We start from the raw sequence: 15,535 nt of genomic DNA on the forward strand, positions 1-15,535 counted from the left end.
ACTAAAATGTCAGCGCAAGACTATACGGAACACGACAAGCACGAGGACCTAAAGGTTCTCCATGGAATGGGCTATGCCCAGGAATTGTCGCGAAGCATGAGCCGCTTCTCGAACTTCGCGATCTCCTTCTCGATCATCTGCATCCTATCGGGCGGTATCAATTCCTTCGCCCAGGCGACATCCTCGATCGGCGGTGCCGGCGCCGGCGTCGGCTGGATCGTCGGCTGCGCCGTATCCGGATTCTTTGCCCTCGCCATGGCGCAGATCGCATCGGCGTTCCCGACGGCGGGCGGCCTTTATCACTGGGCGTCGATCCTCGGCAACCGGTTCACCGGCTGGCTCACCGCCTGGCTCAACCTGCTCGGCCTGATCACCGTGCTGGGCGCCATCAACATCGGCACCGCCTTCTTCTTCGTCGGAACGTTCGGGAGTTGGTTCGGCATGACCGGCACCGCGGGCGAGATCGTCGGCTTTGTTGCCGCCATCACAGTGATCCAGGCGCTCTGCAATCATTTCGGCATCAAGCTTACCGCCATGCTGACCGATGCATCCGGCTTCCTGATCCTCGGCGCGACGGCAGTGCTGATCGTCGCTTGCCTGGTGTTTGCCCCGGCAATCGACGTCACCAGGCTTTGGACATTCACCAACTATTCGGGCGACGCTGGCGGCGGGGTCTTCCCGCAGTCGGATTCCATATCCTACCTGTTCCTGCTCAGCCTGCTGCTGCCGGTCTACACGATCACCGGATATGACGCGTCGGCGCATACTTCGGAAGAAACGCTGAAGGCCGCGCATTCCGTTCCGAGAGCAATCATTTCGTCGGTGCTCTGGTCGTCGCTTATCGGTTGGGCGATGGTCTGCGCGATCACGCTGGCGATCCCCGACCTGGCGGCCGGCGCCAAGCAGGGCTGGAGCGTCTTCTTCTCGACCATGGATGCTATCCTGCCGGTTTGGCTCAAGGAGCTGCTCTACCTTGCCATCCTGATCTCGCAGTTCCTCTGCGGCCTTGCCACCGTGACCTCGGCGTCGCGGATGCTTTTCGCCTTCTCGCGCGATGGCGGCATGCCCGTCGGATCGACCTCGCTTGCCAAGGTCAGCCCGACCTGGCGCACGCCCGTTCACGCGATCTGGACGGCTGCTGCTCTCGAGATCATCTATGTCTTCCTCGCCCAGTTCATCTCGATCGGCGGCACCAACATCTACACGATCGTCGTCAACTCGACGCTGGTCTTCCTGTTCCTCTCCTTCATCATCCCGATCGTGCTCGGCATGATGGCTTTCGGAACCTCGAAATGGCCGAACCCGGGCCCGTGGAATCTCGGCGGCGGGGTGTTCAAGCTGTTCTGTATTCTGTCGATCATCGGCATGGCGATCATCTTCTACATCGCCATCCAGCCGCCGAACGACAAGGTGCTCTACATCACCATCGGCTTCCTCCTGCTGACCGCCGTGCTTTGGTTCGGCTTCGAGAACCGCCGCTTCCAGGGCCCGCCGATCGGCGACGAGATCGCCAAGCGTCAGGCGGCGATCAAGGTGGCGGAGCAGGCGGTCGGCGAAACCGGCAACTGACATAAGTCATCATGGCCATGGCCGGCATTGCGCCGGCCATGGTTTGTCCCTTTCAATCGACAAGCATTGGAGTGCCAAAGGAATGGCCGGGAATTTCTCGTTCGATCAGTTGAAGCAAGCGGTCTCGAACGGCGAGATCGACACGGTGCTTGCCTGCATCGTCGACATGCAGGGCCGGCTCGCGGGAAAGCGCTTCCTGGCCCAATATTTCGTCGATTCCGCGCATGGCGAGACGCATGGCTGCAACTATCTGCTGGCCTGCGACATCGATATGGAGCCGGTGCCCGGATACAAGGCAGCGAGCTGGTCGAAGGGCTATGGCGACTTCGTCATGAAGCCCGACCTTTCGACGCTGCGGCGTATCCCTTGGCTGGAAAAGACGGCGCTGGTCATCTGCGATGTGCTCGACCATCACGACCATGAGGACCTTGCGCACTCGCCGCGCGCCATCCTGAAGAAGCAGGTCAAACGTCTGCAGGAGCGCGGCTATATCGGCTACTTCGCCTCCGAACTCGAATTCTACCTGTTCAGCGAGACCTACGATTCGGCCCGCAAGAAGCACTGGCAGGGCTTAGACAGCGCTTCGCCCTATATCGGCGACTACCAGATCGGCGTCACCACCAAGGAAGAAGGCGTGATGCGCCGGCTTCGCAACGAGATGGAGGCCGCCGGCATCCCGATCGAGAATTCCAAGGGCGAGTGGGGTCCCGGCCAGGAAGAGATCAATGTGCGCTATGCCGAGGCGCTCGAGATGGCCGACCGCCATGTCATCCTGAAGAACGGCGCCAAGGAGATAGCCCACTCCGAAGGCAAGGCCATCTCCTTCATGGCCAAATACAATTACGGGCTCGCCGGCAATTCCAGCCACATCCACAATTCGCTGTGGAGCGCCGACGGCAAGACACCGTTGTTCTTCGACAAGAATGCAGAGTGGACGCTGTCCGCCCTCGGCCAGCAATGGGCGGCCGGCCAGCTCAAATATGCCAAGGAGTTCACCTGGTTCCTGGCGCCCTATATCAACTCCTACAAGCGCTTCCAGGCCGGCACCTTCGCGCCGACCAAGATCATGTGGAGCGAGGACAACCGCACCGCCGGCTTCCGGCTCTGCGGCGAGGGGACCAAGGGCATCCGCATGGAGTGCCGCATCGGCGGCGCCGACCTCAACCCCTATCTCGCCTTCGCTGCGCTGATCGCGTCGGGCCTCGCCGGCATCGACGAGAAGCTTGAGCTGCAGAAGCCGTTCGTCGGCGATGCCTATCAGGCGTCGCAACTGCCGGAAATCCCGAAGACGCTGCGCGATGCCACCGAGACGCTGGTGCACTCCACGATGCTGAAGCAGGCCTTCGGCGAGGATGTGGTCGAGCACTATGTGCACACCGCCCGCTGGGAGCAGTTCGAATACGACCGCCGCATCACGGATTGGGAGCTGCATCGCGGGTTCGAGCGGTACTAGAGAGCGGGGATAGCGTCGGCGCTGCCCCTCACCCTTACCCTCCCCCCTGAAGAACGGGGAGAGGGGTCGTCGGCGCAGGAGCTTCCCCCGTCACCACACGGGGAGAAGGTGCCGGTAGGCGGATGAGGGGCAACGCCAAGCCACATGATTTCGATTTTTGTAAAACTGCGAGGAAGAAATGACCGAAACGGTCAAACTCAAATCCCCCATCGATGGCTCGATCTATGCCGAGCGGCCGGTCGCGACGGACCAGGCGATCAATGCCGCCGTCGAACGCGCCAAGGCGGCGCAGGAGAAATGGGCCGAGACGCCTATCGTCGAGCGCGGCAAGTACATGCTGGCGATGCTGGAGGCCCTCGTCGGCATGACCGATGAGATCGTGCCCGAGATCGCCTGGCAGATGGGGCGGCCGGTGCGCTACGGCGGCGAGTTCGGCGGCGTCAAGGAACGCGCCAGCTACATGGTCGAGATCGCCGAGCAGGCACTCAAACCTGTGATGGCCTCGAATCCCAAGGATGGTTTTCGCCGCTATGTGAAGAAGGTGCCGCTCGGCGTGGTGCTAGTGATCGCGCCGTGGAATTATCCCTACCTCACTGCCGTCAACACCATCGTGCCGGCGCTGATGGCCGGCAGCGCGGTTATCTTGAAGCATGCGGCGCAGACGCTGCTGGTCGGCGAGCGTTTTCAGCAGGCCTTCGACAAGGCGGGTCTGCCAAAGGGACTGTTCCAGAACCTGGTCATGAACCACGTCCAGACCGAGGGGCTGCTGGGGTCCGGTAAGATCGACCATATCAATTTCACCGGCTCGGTCGCCGGCGGCCGCGCCATCGAGAAGGCGGCGGCCGGAACCTTCATGACGCTTGGCCTCGAACTCGGCGGCAAGGACCCCGCCTACGTGCTGCCCGACGCCAAGATGGATCATGCGGTCGCCAACCTGGTCGACGGTGCCTTCTACAATTCCGGCCAGTGCTGCTGCGGCATCGAGCGCGTCTATGTGCATGAGAAGGTCTATGACGAATTCGTCGAAGGTTTTGTCGCCGAGACCAGGAACTATGTCGTCGGCAATCCGCTGGAGCAGGCGACGACCATGGGGCCGATGGCGCAGGCGCGTTTCGCCGACCTGATCCGCGAGCAGAAGGCCGAGGCGCTGCGCAAGGGCGCCAGGGCGCATATCAACATGAAGGTCGAGAACGACAGGCCGGGCTCGCCCTATCTGGCGCCGGAAGTGCTGACGGCGGTCGACCACCAGATGAGCGTCATGCGCGAGGAAAGCTTTGGGCCGATCGTCGGCATCATGAAGGTGCGCGACGACGAGGAAGCGATCGCGCTGATGAACGACAGTCCCTACGGGCTGACGGCCTCGATCTGGACGCGCGATACCGAGCGCGCGGTGGCGATTGGCGACCGCGTCGAGACCGGCACCGTGTTCATGAACCGCTGCGACTATCTCGACCCGGCGCTGGTCTGGACGGGCGTCAAGGACACCGGCAAGGGCGCGGCGCTCTCGGCCATCGGCTACGACAATTTGACTCGGCCGAAATCCTACCACCTGCGTGAAGCCATCTGATTTTTCGAAAGACAAGCGATGTCCAAGCTCATCTCCAAATGGAACTACCCCACCACCGTCCGTTTCGGCGCCGGACGCATCAAGGAACTGCCGGACGTGCTGGCCGCGGCTGGTATCAAGCGGCCACTCTTCGTCACTGATCCGGCCCTCGCAAAGCTGCCGGTTGTCGCCTCTACGCTGAAGATCCTCGACGATGCCAAGATCCCCTATGGCGTGTTTTCCGAGGTGAAGCCGAACCCGGTCGAGTCCAACCTCACCGCCGGCATCGCGGTGTTCAAGAAGGGCAAGCATGACGGCGTCATCGCCTTCGGCGGCGGCTCGGCGCTCGATCTCGGCAAACTGATCGCCTTCCAGGCGGGGCAGACGCGCCCAGTGTGGGATTTCGAGGACATCGGCGACTGGTGGACGCGCGCCAACTCGGATGCGATCGCGCCGATCATCGCGGTGCCGACGACGGCAGGCACCGGGTCCGAGGTAGGCCGCGCCGGGGTCATCACCAATGAGGCGAGCCATACCAAGAAGGTCATCTTCCACCCAAAACTTCTGCCGGCGATCGTCATTGCCGATCCGGAGCTGTCGGTCGGCATGCCGCCCTTCATCACTGCCGGCACCGGCATGGACGCGCTTGCCCACTGCCTCGAAGCCTATTGCGCGCCGGGCTATCATCCGATGGCCGACGGCATCGCCGTGGAAGGCATCCGCCTGGTGTTCGAGAACCTGCCCAAGGCCTTCGCCAACGGCAAGGATCTGGTGGCCCGCGCCCATATGATGAGCGCCGCCGCCATGGGGGCCGCCGCCTTCCAGAAGGGATTGGGGGCCATTCACTCGCTGTCGCATCCGATCGGCGCGCTCTACGACACCCATCACGGCATGACCAATGCGGTGTTCATGCCTTATGTGCTCGCCTTCAACCGCGAGGCGATCGAGGATCGCATTGCCCGGCTCGCCGCCTATTGCGGCATCAAGGGCGGCTTCGACGGTTTCGCCAAGGCGGTCATCAAGCTGCGCAAGGAGCTCAAGGTGCCGCATGCGCTGCCCGGCCTGATCAAGGGCCTCGACATGGACAAGAAGCGCAAGGCGCTCATCGCCGACATGGCGGTGGTCGATCCGACCGCAAGTGGCAATCCGGTCAAGCTCACCAAGAAGGCGGCGCTGACGCTGCTCGAAAACGCCATCGCCGGTGCTGTCTGAAGAAGAGATTCCGGCTGAAAATTGAAGTCGAAAACAAGGGAAAGGAAGGGCAAGGGGCGAAGGGTAAAAGCCGAAAATAGTTAGCCGGAAAAAGAATCGCGAGACGATTGCTACAAGCGGTTAAAAAGAGTTTACTTTTTCACACTGCGGGGCGCCGGTTTCACAAAGCTTTCATCTGGCTGTCACAGGAAAACGATACCGCAACGCAGGCGTCCAATGGCGTCAGTTCAATGGAGAGAACACATGTTCAAATTCACGGGGAAGGTGCTTTCCCTTTCGGCCGCGGCGCTGTTTGCGTCGACGGTGATTTCGTCGGCGGATTCGCTGGACGATCTCGCCAAGGCGGCGAAGGCGGAGGGCGAACTCACGGTCATCGCGCTGCCGCATGACTGGTGCGGCTATGGCGCAGTAATCGATAGCTTCAAAGCGAAGTATCCGGATATCAAGATCAACGAGCTCAACCCTGACGCCGGCTCGGGCGACGAGGTCGAGGCGATCAAGGCAAACAAGGACAACAAGGGCCCGCAGGCGCCCGACGTGATCGACGTCGGCCTGTCGTTCGGCCCGTCCGCCAAGAAGGACGGCCTGATCCAGCCCTACAAGGTGTCGACCTGGGATTCCATTCCGGATAGCGCCAAGGATGCCGAAGGCTACTGGACCGGCGACTACTATGGTGTGCTTGCCTTCGAAGTGAACAAGGATCTGGTCAAGGAAGCGCCGGCCGATTGGGCTGACCTGCTGAAGTCCGACTACGCCAACACCGTGGCGCTTGCCGGTGATCCACGTGCCTCGAACCAAGCGATCCAGGGCGTCTATGCCGCAGGCCTGTCGACGGGTGCGGCCGCTGGCGAAGCCGCGGGCACCGCCGGCCTCGACTTCTTCAAGAAGCTCAATGCCGCCGGCAATTTCGTGCCTGTCATCGGCAAGGCCGCGACGCTGGCCCAGGGCCAAACTCCGATCCTGGTCACCTGGGACTACAACGCGCTCTCCGGCCGCGACACGCTTAAGGGCAATCCGCCGGTCGACGTCGTCGTGCCGAAGACCGGTGTCGTCGCTGGCGTCTATGTGCAAGCGATCAGCGCCTATGCGCCGCATCCGAATGCTGCCAAGCTCTGGCTGGAATATCTCTATTCCGACGAAGGCCAGATTGGTTGGCTGAAGGGCTATTGCCACCCGATCCGCTTCAACGACCTCTCCAAGAACGGCAAGCTGCCGGCCGACGTGATGGCGAAGATGCCGCCGGCCGATTCCTACGCCGCGGCGGTGTTCCCGACGCTCGACGAGCAGGGCAAGGCGAAGGAAGCGATCACCAAGAACTGGGACGCCGTTGTCGGCGCCAACGTCAAGTAAGTTGCAGAAATGTCCGGGCGGCTTCGAGGCCGCCCGGAGCCTCTCGAAGACGGTAGCCGGCGCATGACCGATCTCTCGCTTTCAAACCAAGCCATTGCAGGGAAGACCGCGCCACCCAGCGAGGCGCGCGCGTTGCGGCTGCCGACGCAATGGATCGGCGTCGCGCCCTTCTTCATCTTCGCCGTCATGTTCCTGATCCTGCCCACGCTCTACCTGATGCTGGGCGCTTTCCAGAACGAGGCGGGTGAGTTCACGCTGGAAAATCTCGTCGCCCTGTCGGAGCCAAACATCGTTGCCGCCTACTGGATCTCTATCAAGGTCAGCCTGGCTTCGGCGCTGATCGGAGCTTTTGCCGGCTTGGCAATAGCCATCGCCATCGTGCGCGGCGGCCTGCCGGACTGGATACGTTCGGCGACGCTCACGTTTTCCGGCGTCGCTTCCAATTTCGCCGGTATTCCGCTGGCCTTCGCCTTCCTCGCCACCCTTGGCCGGCTCGGCCTTGCGACTGTGCTGCTGAACACGCTTTTAGGTCTCAACATCTATGCGCACGGCTTCAACATCCTGTCCTTCTGGGGCCTGACGCTGACCTATGTCTATTTCCAGATTCCGCTGATGGTGGTGATCATCGTGCCGGCGATCGACGGGCTGAAGAGGGAATGGGGGGAGGCCGCCGCGACGCTCGGCGCGACCACGGCCCAGTACTGGCGCATAGTGGTCATCCCGGTGATCTGGCCGAGCTTCCTCGGCACCGTCATCCTGCTCTTCGCCAATGCCTTCGGCGCCATAGCTACGGCTTATGCGCTGACCGGTTCGTCGCTCAACATCGTGCCGATCCTGCTCTATGCGCAGATCCGTGGCGACGTGCTGCACAATGCGCATCTCGGCTATGCGATCGCCTTCGGCATGATCGTCATCACCGGCCTCGCCAATGTCTTCTACATCTGGTTCCGGACACGGTCGGAGAGGTGGCTGAAATGAAGACCGGACGCTTCTGGGCCTGGGTCGTTTTCATTCTTGGCGCGGCCTATTTCTTCATCCCGCTGATAGCGACGGTGGAATTCTCCATGCGCATGCGTCGCGGCGCCTATTCGTTCGACGCCTACCAGATCGTGCTGGGCGATGCGCGCTTCCAGGCGACCTTCATGTATTCGGTGGTGGCCGCCATCTTCACCATTATTCTCGGCGTGCTGGTGGTGGTGCCAGCCGCTTACTGGATCCGGCTCAGGCTGCCGCAACTCAGGCCGATCGTCGAGTTCATCACGCTGCTGCCTCTGGTCATCCCGGCCATCGTCATCGTCTTCGGCTATATCAGGATGTACGGCTCGAACTCGTGGCTGCCGTTCCTGGGGAACGACGCGGCCACCAATGCCCTGCTGGTCATCGGCTATGCGACCCTGGCGCTGCCCTACATGTACCGCGCCGTCGACACCGGGTTGCGCACCATAGACGTCAGAACGCTGACAGAGGCTGCGCAGATCCTCGGTGCCGGTTGGGGCACGATCATCAGTCGGGTAATCCTCCCAAATGTGCTGATCGCGGTATTGTCTGGCGCATTCTTGACCTTCGCCATCGTCATCGGCGAGTTCACCATGGCCAGCCTGCTCAACCGTCCGGCCTTCGGACCGTACCTGCAGAACATCGGCGCCAACCGCGCCTACGAGCCCGCGGCGCTTGCCATTATCGCCTTCGCCATTACCTGGGGCTGCATGTCGCTGATCCAGATCCTGTCTCGCTTCGCGCCGAAATCGGCAAATCGACCGAACTGAAAGTCAAAGCCATGGCCGAGCCGTTCCTCTCCATCCAGCATGTGCGAAAGTCCTTCGGCGCCACAACGGTGGTCGAGGATTTCAACCTCGACGTCGAGCCGGGTGAATTCGTCTCCTTCCTCGGGCCGTCCGGATGCGGCAAGACGACGGTGCTGCGCATGGTGGCAGGCTTCGAGGAGCCGAGCGCCGGCAAGATCGTGGCTGGCGGCAAGGACATCACCAGGCTGAAGCCGAACCAGCGCAATGTCGGCATGGTGTTTCAGGCCTACGCGCTGTTCCCCAACCTGACCGTGGCGCAGAACATCGGCTTCGGGCTGAAAGTGGCCGGCATGCCGAAGGCGGCGATCGACGCCCGCGTTGCGGAGATGCTCGACATCATCAAGCTTCCGCAGATGGCCGATCGCTATCCCTACCAGCTCTCCGGCGGCCAGCAGCAGCGTATCGCGCTGGCTCGCGCGATCGCGCCGAAGCCGAAGCTTTTGCTGCTCGACGAGCCGCTGTCGGCGCTCGACGCCAAGGTGCGCGTGTCGCTGCGCGAGGAAATCCGTTCGATCCAGAAGAAGCTCGGCATCACCACCATCTTCGTCACGCACGACCAGGAAGAGGCGCTGTCGATCTCCGACCGCATCGCCGTCATGTATGGCGGCAAGGCCGAACAGGTCGGCACGCCATTCGAGATCTACAATCGGCCGGCGACGAAGTTCGTCGCCAATTTCGTCGGCACGCTCAACGTGCTGGAAGGCAAGGTCACCGACGCCGCCTCGGGCAAAGTGCAGGTCAACGCGCAGGAAGTCTCGCTGAAGGGCAAGCTCAACGGCTCGAAGTCCGGCGACACGCTGTCGCTGGCGTTGCGGCCGGAAGCGATTTCACTCGGACGCCAGCCGGGCCACGACACCAGCCTTTCGGGCGAGATCGCCGAAGTGCATTTCCTCGGCTCGGTCATCCGCGTGCGCGTCGGCATCGGCGGCAACACGGTGTCGCTCGACACCTTCAACAACTCCGCGACGCCGCCGCCCGTCGTCGGCGAGAAGGCGGATATCTCCTTCTCGTCGGGCGACATGCTGGTGCTGCACTAGGCTATACAGCCTGAGCCAACTGGACTGAAGCTCTTCAAGCCGGTGCGATGTCCATAGTGGCCAGGCGATATCGACGCGCTGGACAATCAACAGCATCTTGACTCGAGGGTACTGCCAACTTTCGCGCTTCGCCGTTACGATGAGCCATGGCGCTGTTCGAGCTCACCCTTATCCTGCTTCTCATCGCCGTCGCGCTGACGGCGGTTTCGCGGTGGATGGAGGTTCCCTATCCGTCCCTGCTGGCTTTGGCAGGGGCGGGGCTTGCCTTCCTGCCCGGCGCACCGACCATTGAGATCGATCCGGAACTTGCGCTGGCGCTGTTCATTGCGCCGGTGCTTCTCGATGCCGCCTACGACACCTCGCTGCGCGACCTGAAGCGCTACCGCCTGTCGCTGGCGCTCCTGGCGCTCGGCGCAGTCGTCTTCACCACCGTGGCGGTCGCCGTCGTCGGCTGGAAGATGGCCGGCCTGCCGATCGCGGCGGCAATCGCGCTCGGCGCCATCGTCGCCCCGCCGGACGCGGTGGCGGCGAGCGCCGTGCTCGGGCAGTTCAAGGTGCCGCACCGCATCACCGCCATCCTGCAAGGCGAGAGCCTGCTCAACGACGCCACCGCGCTGTTGATCTACCGGATATCGGTTTCGGCGACGATCGGCGCTGTCATGCTGAAAGACGCAGTCCCGGTCATCCTGCTGTCGACGGTCGGCAGTGTCGCCGCAGGCTATCTGTTCGGCCGCATCTCGCTCATCGCGCTCACGCGGATAGAGGATGCGGCGAGCAGCACGGTGGTGCAGTTCGCCGGCACCTTCGCCGTCTGGATCATCGCCGACAAGATCGGTCTTTCGGCCATCATCACCATCGTCGTCTACGCCATCACCATCGCGCGCACCGCACCGCGCCACATGTCGGCGAGGCGCCGCGTCAGCACCTATTCGGTCTGGGAGTCGGCGGTGTTCGTGCTCAACGTGCTGGCTTTCGTGCTGATGGGCCTGCAGGCACGGTCGATCGTCGGCCGGCTCTCCGGCGAAGGGCAAGGCGATGCATTTCTGTTCGCCGCAACGGTGCTGGCCGTCGTCGTCGCGGCACGCCTCGTCTGGGTGCTGGGTTACGTCGCGGTCATGCGATGGTTCGCCCGCTTCGACAGCGAAGACAAAAGGCGGGATGCGCCGACGTTCCGCGGCGCCGTGCTCGTCGGCTGGTGCGGCATGCGCGGGCTGGTGACGCTGGTGGCGGCCTTCGCCTTGCCGGCAGGCTTTCCTGGTCGCGACCCGATCGTGCTCGCCGCCTTTGCGGTCGTTCTCGGCACGCTGGTGCTGCAAGGGATGAGCTTGAAGCCTCTGCTGCGCCGGCTGAATTTCGAGCGGGATACGACGATAGACCGTGAAGTGGCGCAGGCGCGCGTCGCCATCATGCAGGCCGCGCTCGATGTGCTGAGCCGCAAGACATCCGCCGCGGCGGCCGTCGTGCGCGAGCAATACGAAGCCCAGCGCCTGGTCGCCGAGAATCCTGAGGATGCGCAGGCTGCGACCGAATACGACCGGCTGCGCCTTTATGCCATCAAACGGCAACGCGACACGCTGGAGGAACTGCGCCGCAACGGAACGATCGGCGACGAGGCCTATCACCGCCTCGAGGAAGAAATCGACTGGTCGGAACTGGCGGCGTCGCCGGCCGGCCGGTTTCAACCGCTTACGACCTAGGCTCGGCCCGGCGGTCACTAGCTGGACTATTCCGCGTGGCGCCGCGGTCCATTGCAACGCTGTGCCCAAGGCGCTACTGCCATCGCCATATAGTCAGCCGGTTAATCAATGAAGCTGATCAGCTACAACATCCAGTACGGGTTCGGCAGCGACGGCCGCTACGATCTGGCGCGCGCCGCGCGCATCGTCGACGGCGCCGGCATCATCGCCCTGCAAGAAGTCGAGCGGCACTGGCAGCGCAGCAATGGCGACGACCAGCCGGAAATCCTGTCCAGGCTGCTGCCGGACTATCACTGGGTTTACGGTCCGGCCTTCGACATGGATGCCAGCGAAAAACGCGACGGCCGTATCGTGAACCGCCGGCGGCAGTTCGGCACGATGGTGCTGTCGAAGCTGCCGATCGTCTGGTCGCGGCTGCACGCGCTGCCGCTGCGCCGCGCGCTCAGGCCGCTCAATACCCGCAACGCCGCGCTCGAATGCATGATCCGCACGCCGGCGGGACCGGTGCGGATATTCTCGCTGCATCTTGCCCATATCGCGGTTGAGGAGCGGCTGGAACAGATCGACTACCTGCTTGCCGAGCACTGTCGCGCGCCAGCCGACGGAGGCCCGTGGAGCGGCGCCGACGACGAGCCGCAGCGCAACTGGAGTGACGGCCAGCCGGAGCCGGAAAGCCCGCTGGCGGCGATCTGGCTCGGCGATTTCAATATGGAGCCGGGCAGCGCCGAATACCGGCGCATCGTCGGCAGCACGCCCTACCATCGCGGCGCCGCCTATATCGACGGTTTCGTCGATGCGGCCGCCGTCGCCAGCGAGCGCGTGCCGGACTTCCACACGCACGAAAAGATCATCGACGGCAGCCTGGCGAAGCGTCGCCTCGATCATTGCTTCGTCGGCGGTATGTTGGCTGGGCGCGTGCGTTCGGTCAGCGCCGACATCGGCGAGGTGGCTTCCGACCATTTTCCGCTCAGGGTCGATATCGATCTGGAAACGCCGGGCATCGCCTCGGGCTTTGCGGGCGGGTGAGACGGACGTGACGCTGTTCGTCTTCCTCGCGGTGCTCTCGGCGGCTGCCATGCATGCGATCTGGAACGCGCTGGTCAAGGTGCATCTCGACCGCTTCCTGTCGATCACGCTGATGACGCTCGGCATGGGTGCCGCCGCTCTCGTGGCACTGCCCTTCGTCGAGGTGCCGAAGGCCGAGGTCTGGCCTTTCATTCTCGCCTCGGTCTTCTTCCACATGGGCTACCGGACATTCCTGATCGGCGCCTACAAGGCCGGCGATTTCGCCCAGACCTATCCGCTGGCGCGCGGCACCGCGCCTCTGCTTGCCGCGCTTGGCGGCATCATCGTGGTAGGGGAGGTGCCTGCGCCACTCGCCATACTCGGCATTCTCCTGTTGTCGGCGGGCACGCTGGTGATGTCGTTTCGCGGCGGCGTACATCTGGAGCGGTTCAACCTTCGCGCGGTCAGCTTCGCGCTCGGCACCTCGATCTTCATCGCCAGCTATACGCTTTCCGACGGCAGCGGCGCGCGGTTGGCGGCGACCGCGACGAACTATGCCGCCTGGCTGTTCGTCTGCGATGCGGCGTGGGCGCTGGTGCTGTGCGTCGCCTTTCGCGGGCCGCAATCGCTTCCCGTGCTGGCGCGCGACTGGAAGGCCGGCCTCTTCACCGGCGTGCTCAGCGGCGCCGCTTACTGGATCGTCATGTGGGCGATGACCAAAGCGCCGATCGCCTCGGTCGCGTCATTGCGCGAGACATCGATCCTGTTTGCCATGCTGATCTCGGTCTTCGCACTGGGCGAGAAGATGACGCCTTGGCGCGGGGCCGCCGCGCTCGGCATCGTCGCGGGCGTCGTCGCGCTGCGGTTGGGATGAATCCGCAACGTGCCGTCCCCCTTCAGCCGGGAATTTCCAAATCGAACACCATCAGCCCGTCGGTGCCGCCCTCGAGCGCGGCAACCAGCCGGGCGCCGGCGCGCTGATGCGCTTCGTGCACCAGATAGGCGTCGCGGGCAGCGGCATCGCGGAAGTCGACGGTGAAGCCATGGGTGAAGCCGCGCGCAAAAGGCTCGGGGCTGACATTGGCGCTGAAATGGACCTTGCCCATGCCGTCGATCAATGAGCGCAGCGCCTCCAGATCGGCGTGGATCGCCGCGCGCTCGGAGGAGGAGACATCGTCGCGGAAGCGGACGAAGACGCAGTGCCGGATCATCGTTCTTCCCTCAAGCCGCCTTGTTGCCCTTGAACACGGCCGGCGGCAGCGGCTCGCGGCCGAGGATCAGATCGGCGCCCTTTTCGCCGACCATGATCGTCGGCGCGTTGGTGTTGGAGGAGGGGACGCGCGGCATCACGGAGGCATCGCAGACGCGCAGGCCTTCGATGCCGCGCAGCCTGAGGTCAGGCGTCACTACGCTCATCTCGTCATGGCCCATGCGGCAGGTGCCGACCGGATGGTGGTCGGTCTTGGAGGTGCGGCAGGCATAGTCGAAGAGGTCGGCGTCGCTTTGCAGGGCAGGGCCGGGCAGCACCTCGCGCAGCACATAGGGCTGGAGCGCCTTCTGCCGCATGATCTCTCGCGCCAGCCGCAGGCCCTTGATCGACATGTCGCGATCGTAGGGATCGGACCAATAGTTCGGATCGATCAGCGGATGGTCGGCAGGGTCGGCGCTTTTCAGCCGCACCGTGCCGCGCGAGCGCGGGCGCAGGAAGGCGGAGTTGAGCGTCACGCCCGGGTTGTTCAGCTTCTCGACACCGGCCTCGATGCCGGAGCCGAGGCCGAGATGGAACTGGATATCGGGCGAGGCGGACGTCGGGTCGGCGTACCAGAAGCCGCCGGTCTCGAACAGGCTGGAGGCGACAGGCCCCTTCTTGAGCAGGAGATATTGCAGGCCGGCCCATAGCGTGCGGTGCAGCTTGGCGTAATTGTCATAGGTGTGGTCGCCGGTGCATTCGGCGATCACGAACAGGTCGAGATGGTCCTGCATGTTGGAGCCGACGCCGGGAAGGTCGTGGACAGGTGTCACGCCGACCGATTTCAGATGGTCGGCCGGGCCGATGCCCGATTGCATCAGGAGCTTCGGCGAGCCGATGGATCCCGAGGAGATGATCACCTCGCGCGCGGCGCGCAGGATGGTCTTCTGCCCGCCCGGCTTGTCGACGATCTCGACGCCGACGGCGCGGCCCTTCTCGACGACGACGCGGGTGACGAGCACGTCGGTCCTGACCGTCAAATTTTTCCGCGTACGGATCGGCTTCAGGTAGGCGACGGATGCAGACGAGCGGCGCGCATCCTTCTGGGTGAGCTGGTAGTAGCCGATGCCTTCCTGGCTCGCGCCATTGAAATCCGGATTGAAGGGGATGCCCATCTCCTGCCCGGCGCGGAAATAGGCCTCGCAAATCGGGAGCGGCGAGATCGGGTTGGAGACGCCGAGCGGCCCTTGGTCGCCATGATAGTCGTTGGCGAAGCGCTGGTTGTTTTCGGCGCGCTTGAAATAGGGCAGCACGTCGCGATAGCCCCAGCCGGCGAGGCCTTCTTCCTTCTCCCAGGCGTCATAGTCGCGGGCATTGCCGCGCGTGTAGATCTGGGCGTTGATCGACGAGCCGCCGCCGACGACCTTGGCCTGCGTGTACCAGAAGACGCGGTCCTTCATGTTCTTCTGCGGCACGGTCGACCAGCCCCAGGAAGCGATGCCCTTGGTCATCTTGGCGAAGCCCGCCGGCATGTGGATCAGCGGATGCCAGTCCTTGCCGCCGGCTTCCAGCAAAAGGACGGAATTCCCTGGATCCTCGCTCAGCCGGTTGGCCAGGACGCAGCCGGCCGGACCGGCGCCAACGATGATGTAGTCAGCCATGGTTCCACTCA

Annotated in this window: 13 protein-coding genes; 11 read left to right on the top strand and 2 right to left on the bottom strand. The window is 63.5% G+C overall.

Features of this window, described 5'->3' with window-relative positions:
- Positions 1-6: 6 nt before the first annotated feature.
- The 11 genes from EJ070_RS15215 to EJ070_RS15265 all read left to right on the top strand — a co-directional run bounded on the left by EJ070_RS15215 (position 7) and on the right by EJ070_RS15265 (position 13,548).
- Complete coding sequence (locus tag EJ070_RS15215) at positions 7-1,569, top strand: amino acid permease (RefSeq protein WP_126092098.1); 1,563 nt, start codon at positions 7-9, stop codon at positions 1,567-1,569.
- Positions 1,570-1,651: 82 nt separating this feature from the next.
- Positions 1,652-3,022 (top strand): glutamine synthetase family protein, encoded by a 1,371-nt coding sequence (locus tag EJ070_RS15220; protein ID WP_126092099.1) that lies wholly within the window; start codon positions 1,652-1,654, stop codon positions 3,020-3,022.
- Positions 3,023-3,200: 178 nt separating this feature from the next.
- Positions 3,201-4,589 carry an aldehyde dehydrogenase family protein gene (locus EJ070_RS15225; protein WP_126092100.1) on the top strand — a complete coding sequence of 463 codons (1,389 nt, stop codon included), beginning with the start codon at positions 3,201-3,203 and terminating at the stop codon, positions 4,587-4,589.
- An 18-nt stretch (positions 4,590-4,607) separates the two neighbouring features.
- Positions 4,608-5,780, top strand: a complete 1,173-nt coding sequence (locus tag EJ070_RS15230) for an iron-containing alcohol dehydrogenase (protein ID WP_126092101.1) — start codon at positions 4,608-4,610, stop codon at positions 5,778-5,780.
- A 243-nt stretch (positions 5,781-6,023) separates the two neighbouring features.
- Entirely contained in the window at positions 6,024-7,130 is a 1,107-nt protein-coding gene (locus EJ070_RS15235; protein WP_126092102.1) for an ABC transporter substrate-binding protein, read from the top strand.
- 63 nt (positions 7,131-7,193) lie between these two features.
- Complete coding sequence (locus EJ070_RS15240) at positions 7,194-8,108, top strand: ABC transporter permease subunit (RefSeq protein WP_126092103.1); 915 nt, start codon at positions 7,194-7,196, stop codon at positions 8,106-8,108.
- Positions 8,105-8,896, top strand: coding sequence for an ABC transporter permease (locus EJ070_RS15245; RefSeq protein WP_126092104.1), 792 nt, complete (start codon positions 8,105-8,107; stop codon positions 8,894-8,896). Before EJ070_RS15240 ends, EJ070_RS15245 begins: the two co-directional genes overlap by 4 nt.
- Positions 8,897-8,907: 11 nt before the next feature.
- Positions 8,908-9,972, top strand: coding sequence for an ABC transporter ATP-binding protein (locus tag EJ070_RS15250; RefSeq protein ID WP_126092105.1), 1,065 nt, complete (start codon positions 8,908-8,910; stop codon positions 9,970-9,972).
- A gap of 146 nt (positions 9,973-10,118) precedes the next feature.
- On the top strand, positions 10,119-11,669 hold the full coding sequence (locus tag EJ070_RS15255) for a sodium:proton antiporter (RefSeq protein ID WP_126092106.1): 1,551 nt from the start codon (positions 10,119-10,121) through the stop codon (positions 11,667-11,669).
- Between the two features lie 108 nt (positions 11,670-11,777).
- A complete protein-coding gene (locus EJ070_RS15260) occupies positions 11,778-12,695 on the top strand; it encodes an endonuclease/exonuclease/phosphatase family protein (RefSeq protein ID WP_126092107.1) in 918 nt (305 codons plus the stop codon).
- 7 nt (positions 12,696-12,702) lie between these two features.
- A complete protein-coding gene (locus tag EJ070_RS15265; RefSeq protein ID WP_126092108.1) occupies positions 12,703-13,548 on the top strand; it encodes an EamA family transporter in 846 nt (281 codons plus the stop codon).
- Between the two features lie 22 nt (positions 13,549-13,570).
- Here the strand turns inward: EJ070_RS15265 and EJ070_RS15270 are convergent, their stop codons facing one another.
- Together EJ070_RS15270 and EJ070_RS15275 are read right to left on the bottom strand one after the other, a co-directional pair.
- On the bottom strand, positions 13,571-13,885 hold the full coding sequence (locus EJ070_RS15270) for a Dabb family protein (protein WP_126092109.1): 315 nt from the start codon (positions 13,883-13,885) through the stop codon (positions 13,571-13,573).
- A 10-nt stretch (positions 13,886-13,895) separates the two neighbouring features.
- The gene (locus tag EJ070_RS15275) at positions 13,896-15,524 is read right to left on the bottom strand and encodes a choline dehydrogenase (RefSeq protein WP_126092110.1); all 1,629 of its coding nucleotides are present in this window, start codon (positions 15,522-15,524) and stop codon (positions 13,896-13,898) included.
- Positions 15,525-15,535: the final 11 nt, after the last annotated feature.

This window comes from Mesorhizobium sp. M1E.F.Ca.ET.045.02.1.1, assembly GCF_003952485.1.
Lineage (GTDB): Bacteria > Pseudomonadota > Alphaproteobacteria > Rhizobiales > Rhizobiaceae > Mesorhizobium.

Coding starts and splice junctions, on each gene's coding strand:
- EJ070_RS15235 (WP_126092102.1), top strand. CDS start 6,024: ATGTTCAAATTCACGGGGAAGGTGCTTTCCCTTTCGGCCGCGGCGCTG.
- EJ070_RS15260 (WP_126092107.1), top strand. CDS start 11,778: ATGAAGCTGATCAGCTACAACATCCAGTACGGGTTCGGCAGCGACGGC.
- EJ070_RS15220 (WP_126092099.1), top strand. CDS start 1,652: ATGGCCGGGAATTTCTCGTTCGATCAGTTGAAGCAAGCGGTCTCGAAC.
- EJ070_RS15275 (WP_126092110.1), bottom strand. CDS start 15,524: ATGGCTGACTACATCATCGTTGGCGCCGGTCCGGCCGGCTGCGTCCTG.
- EJ070_RS15255 (WP_126092106.1), top strand. CDS start 10,119: ATGGCGCTGTTCGAGCTCACCCTTATCCTGCTTCTCATCGCCGTCGCG.
- EJ070_RS15230 (WP_126092101.1), top strand. CDS start 4,608: ATGTCCAAGCTCATCTCCAAATGGAACTACCCCACCACCGTCCGTTTC.
- EJ070_RS15225 (WP_126092100.1), top strand. CDS start 3,201: ATGACCGAAACGGTCAAACTCAAATCCCCCATCGATGGCTCGATCTAT.
- EJ070_RS15270 (WP_126092109.1), bottom strand. CDS start 13,885: ATGATCCGGCACTGCGTCTTCGTCCGCTTCCGCGACGATGTCTCCTCC.
- EJ070_RS15250 (WP_126092105.1), top strand. CDS start 8,908: ATGGCCGAGCCGTTCCTCTCCATCCAGCATGTGCGAAAGTCCTTCGGC.
- EJ070_RS15215 (WP_126092098.1), top strand. CDS start 7: ATGTCAGCGCAAGACTATACGGAACACGACAAGCACGAGGACCTAAAG.
- EJ070_RS15245 (WP_126092104.1), top strand. CDS start 8,105: ATGAAGACCGGACGCTTCTGGGCCTGGGTCGTTTTCATTCTTGGCGCG.
- EJ070_RS15240 (WP_126092103.1), top strand. CDS start 7,194: ATGACCGATCTCTCGCTTTCAAACCAAGCCATTGCAGGGAAGACCGCG.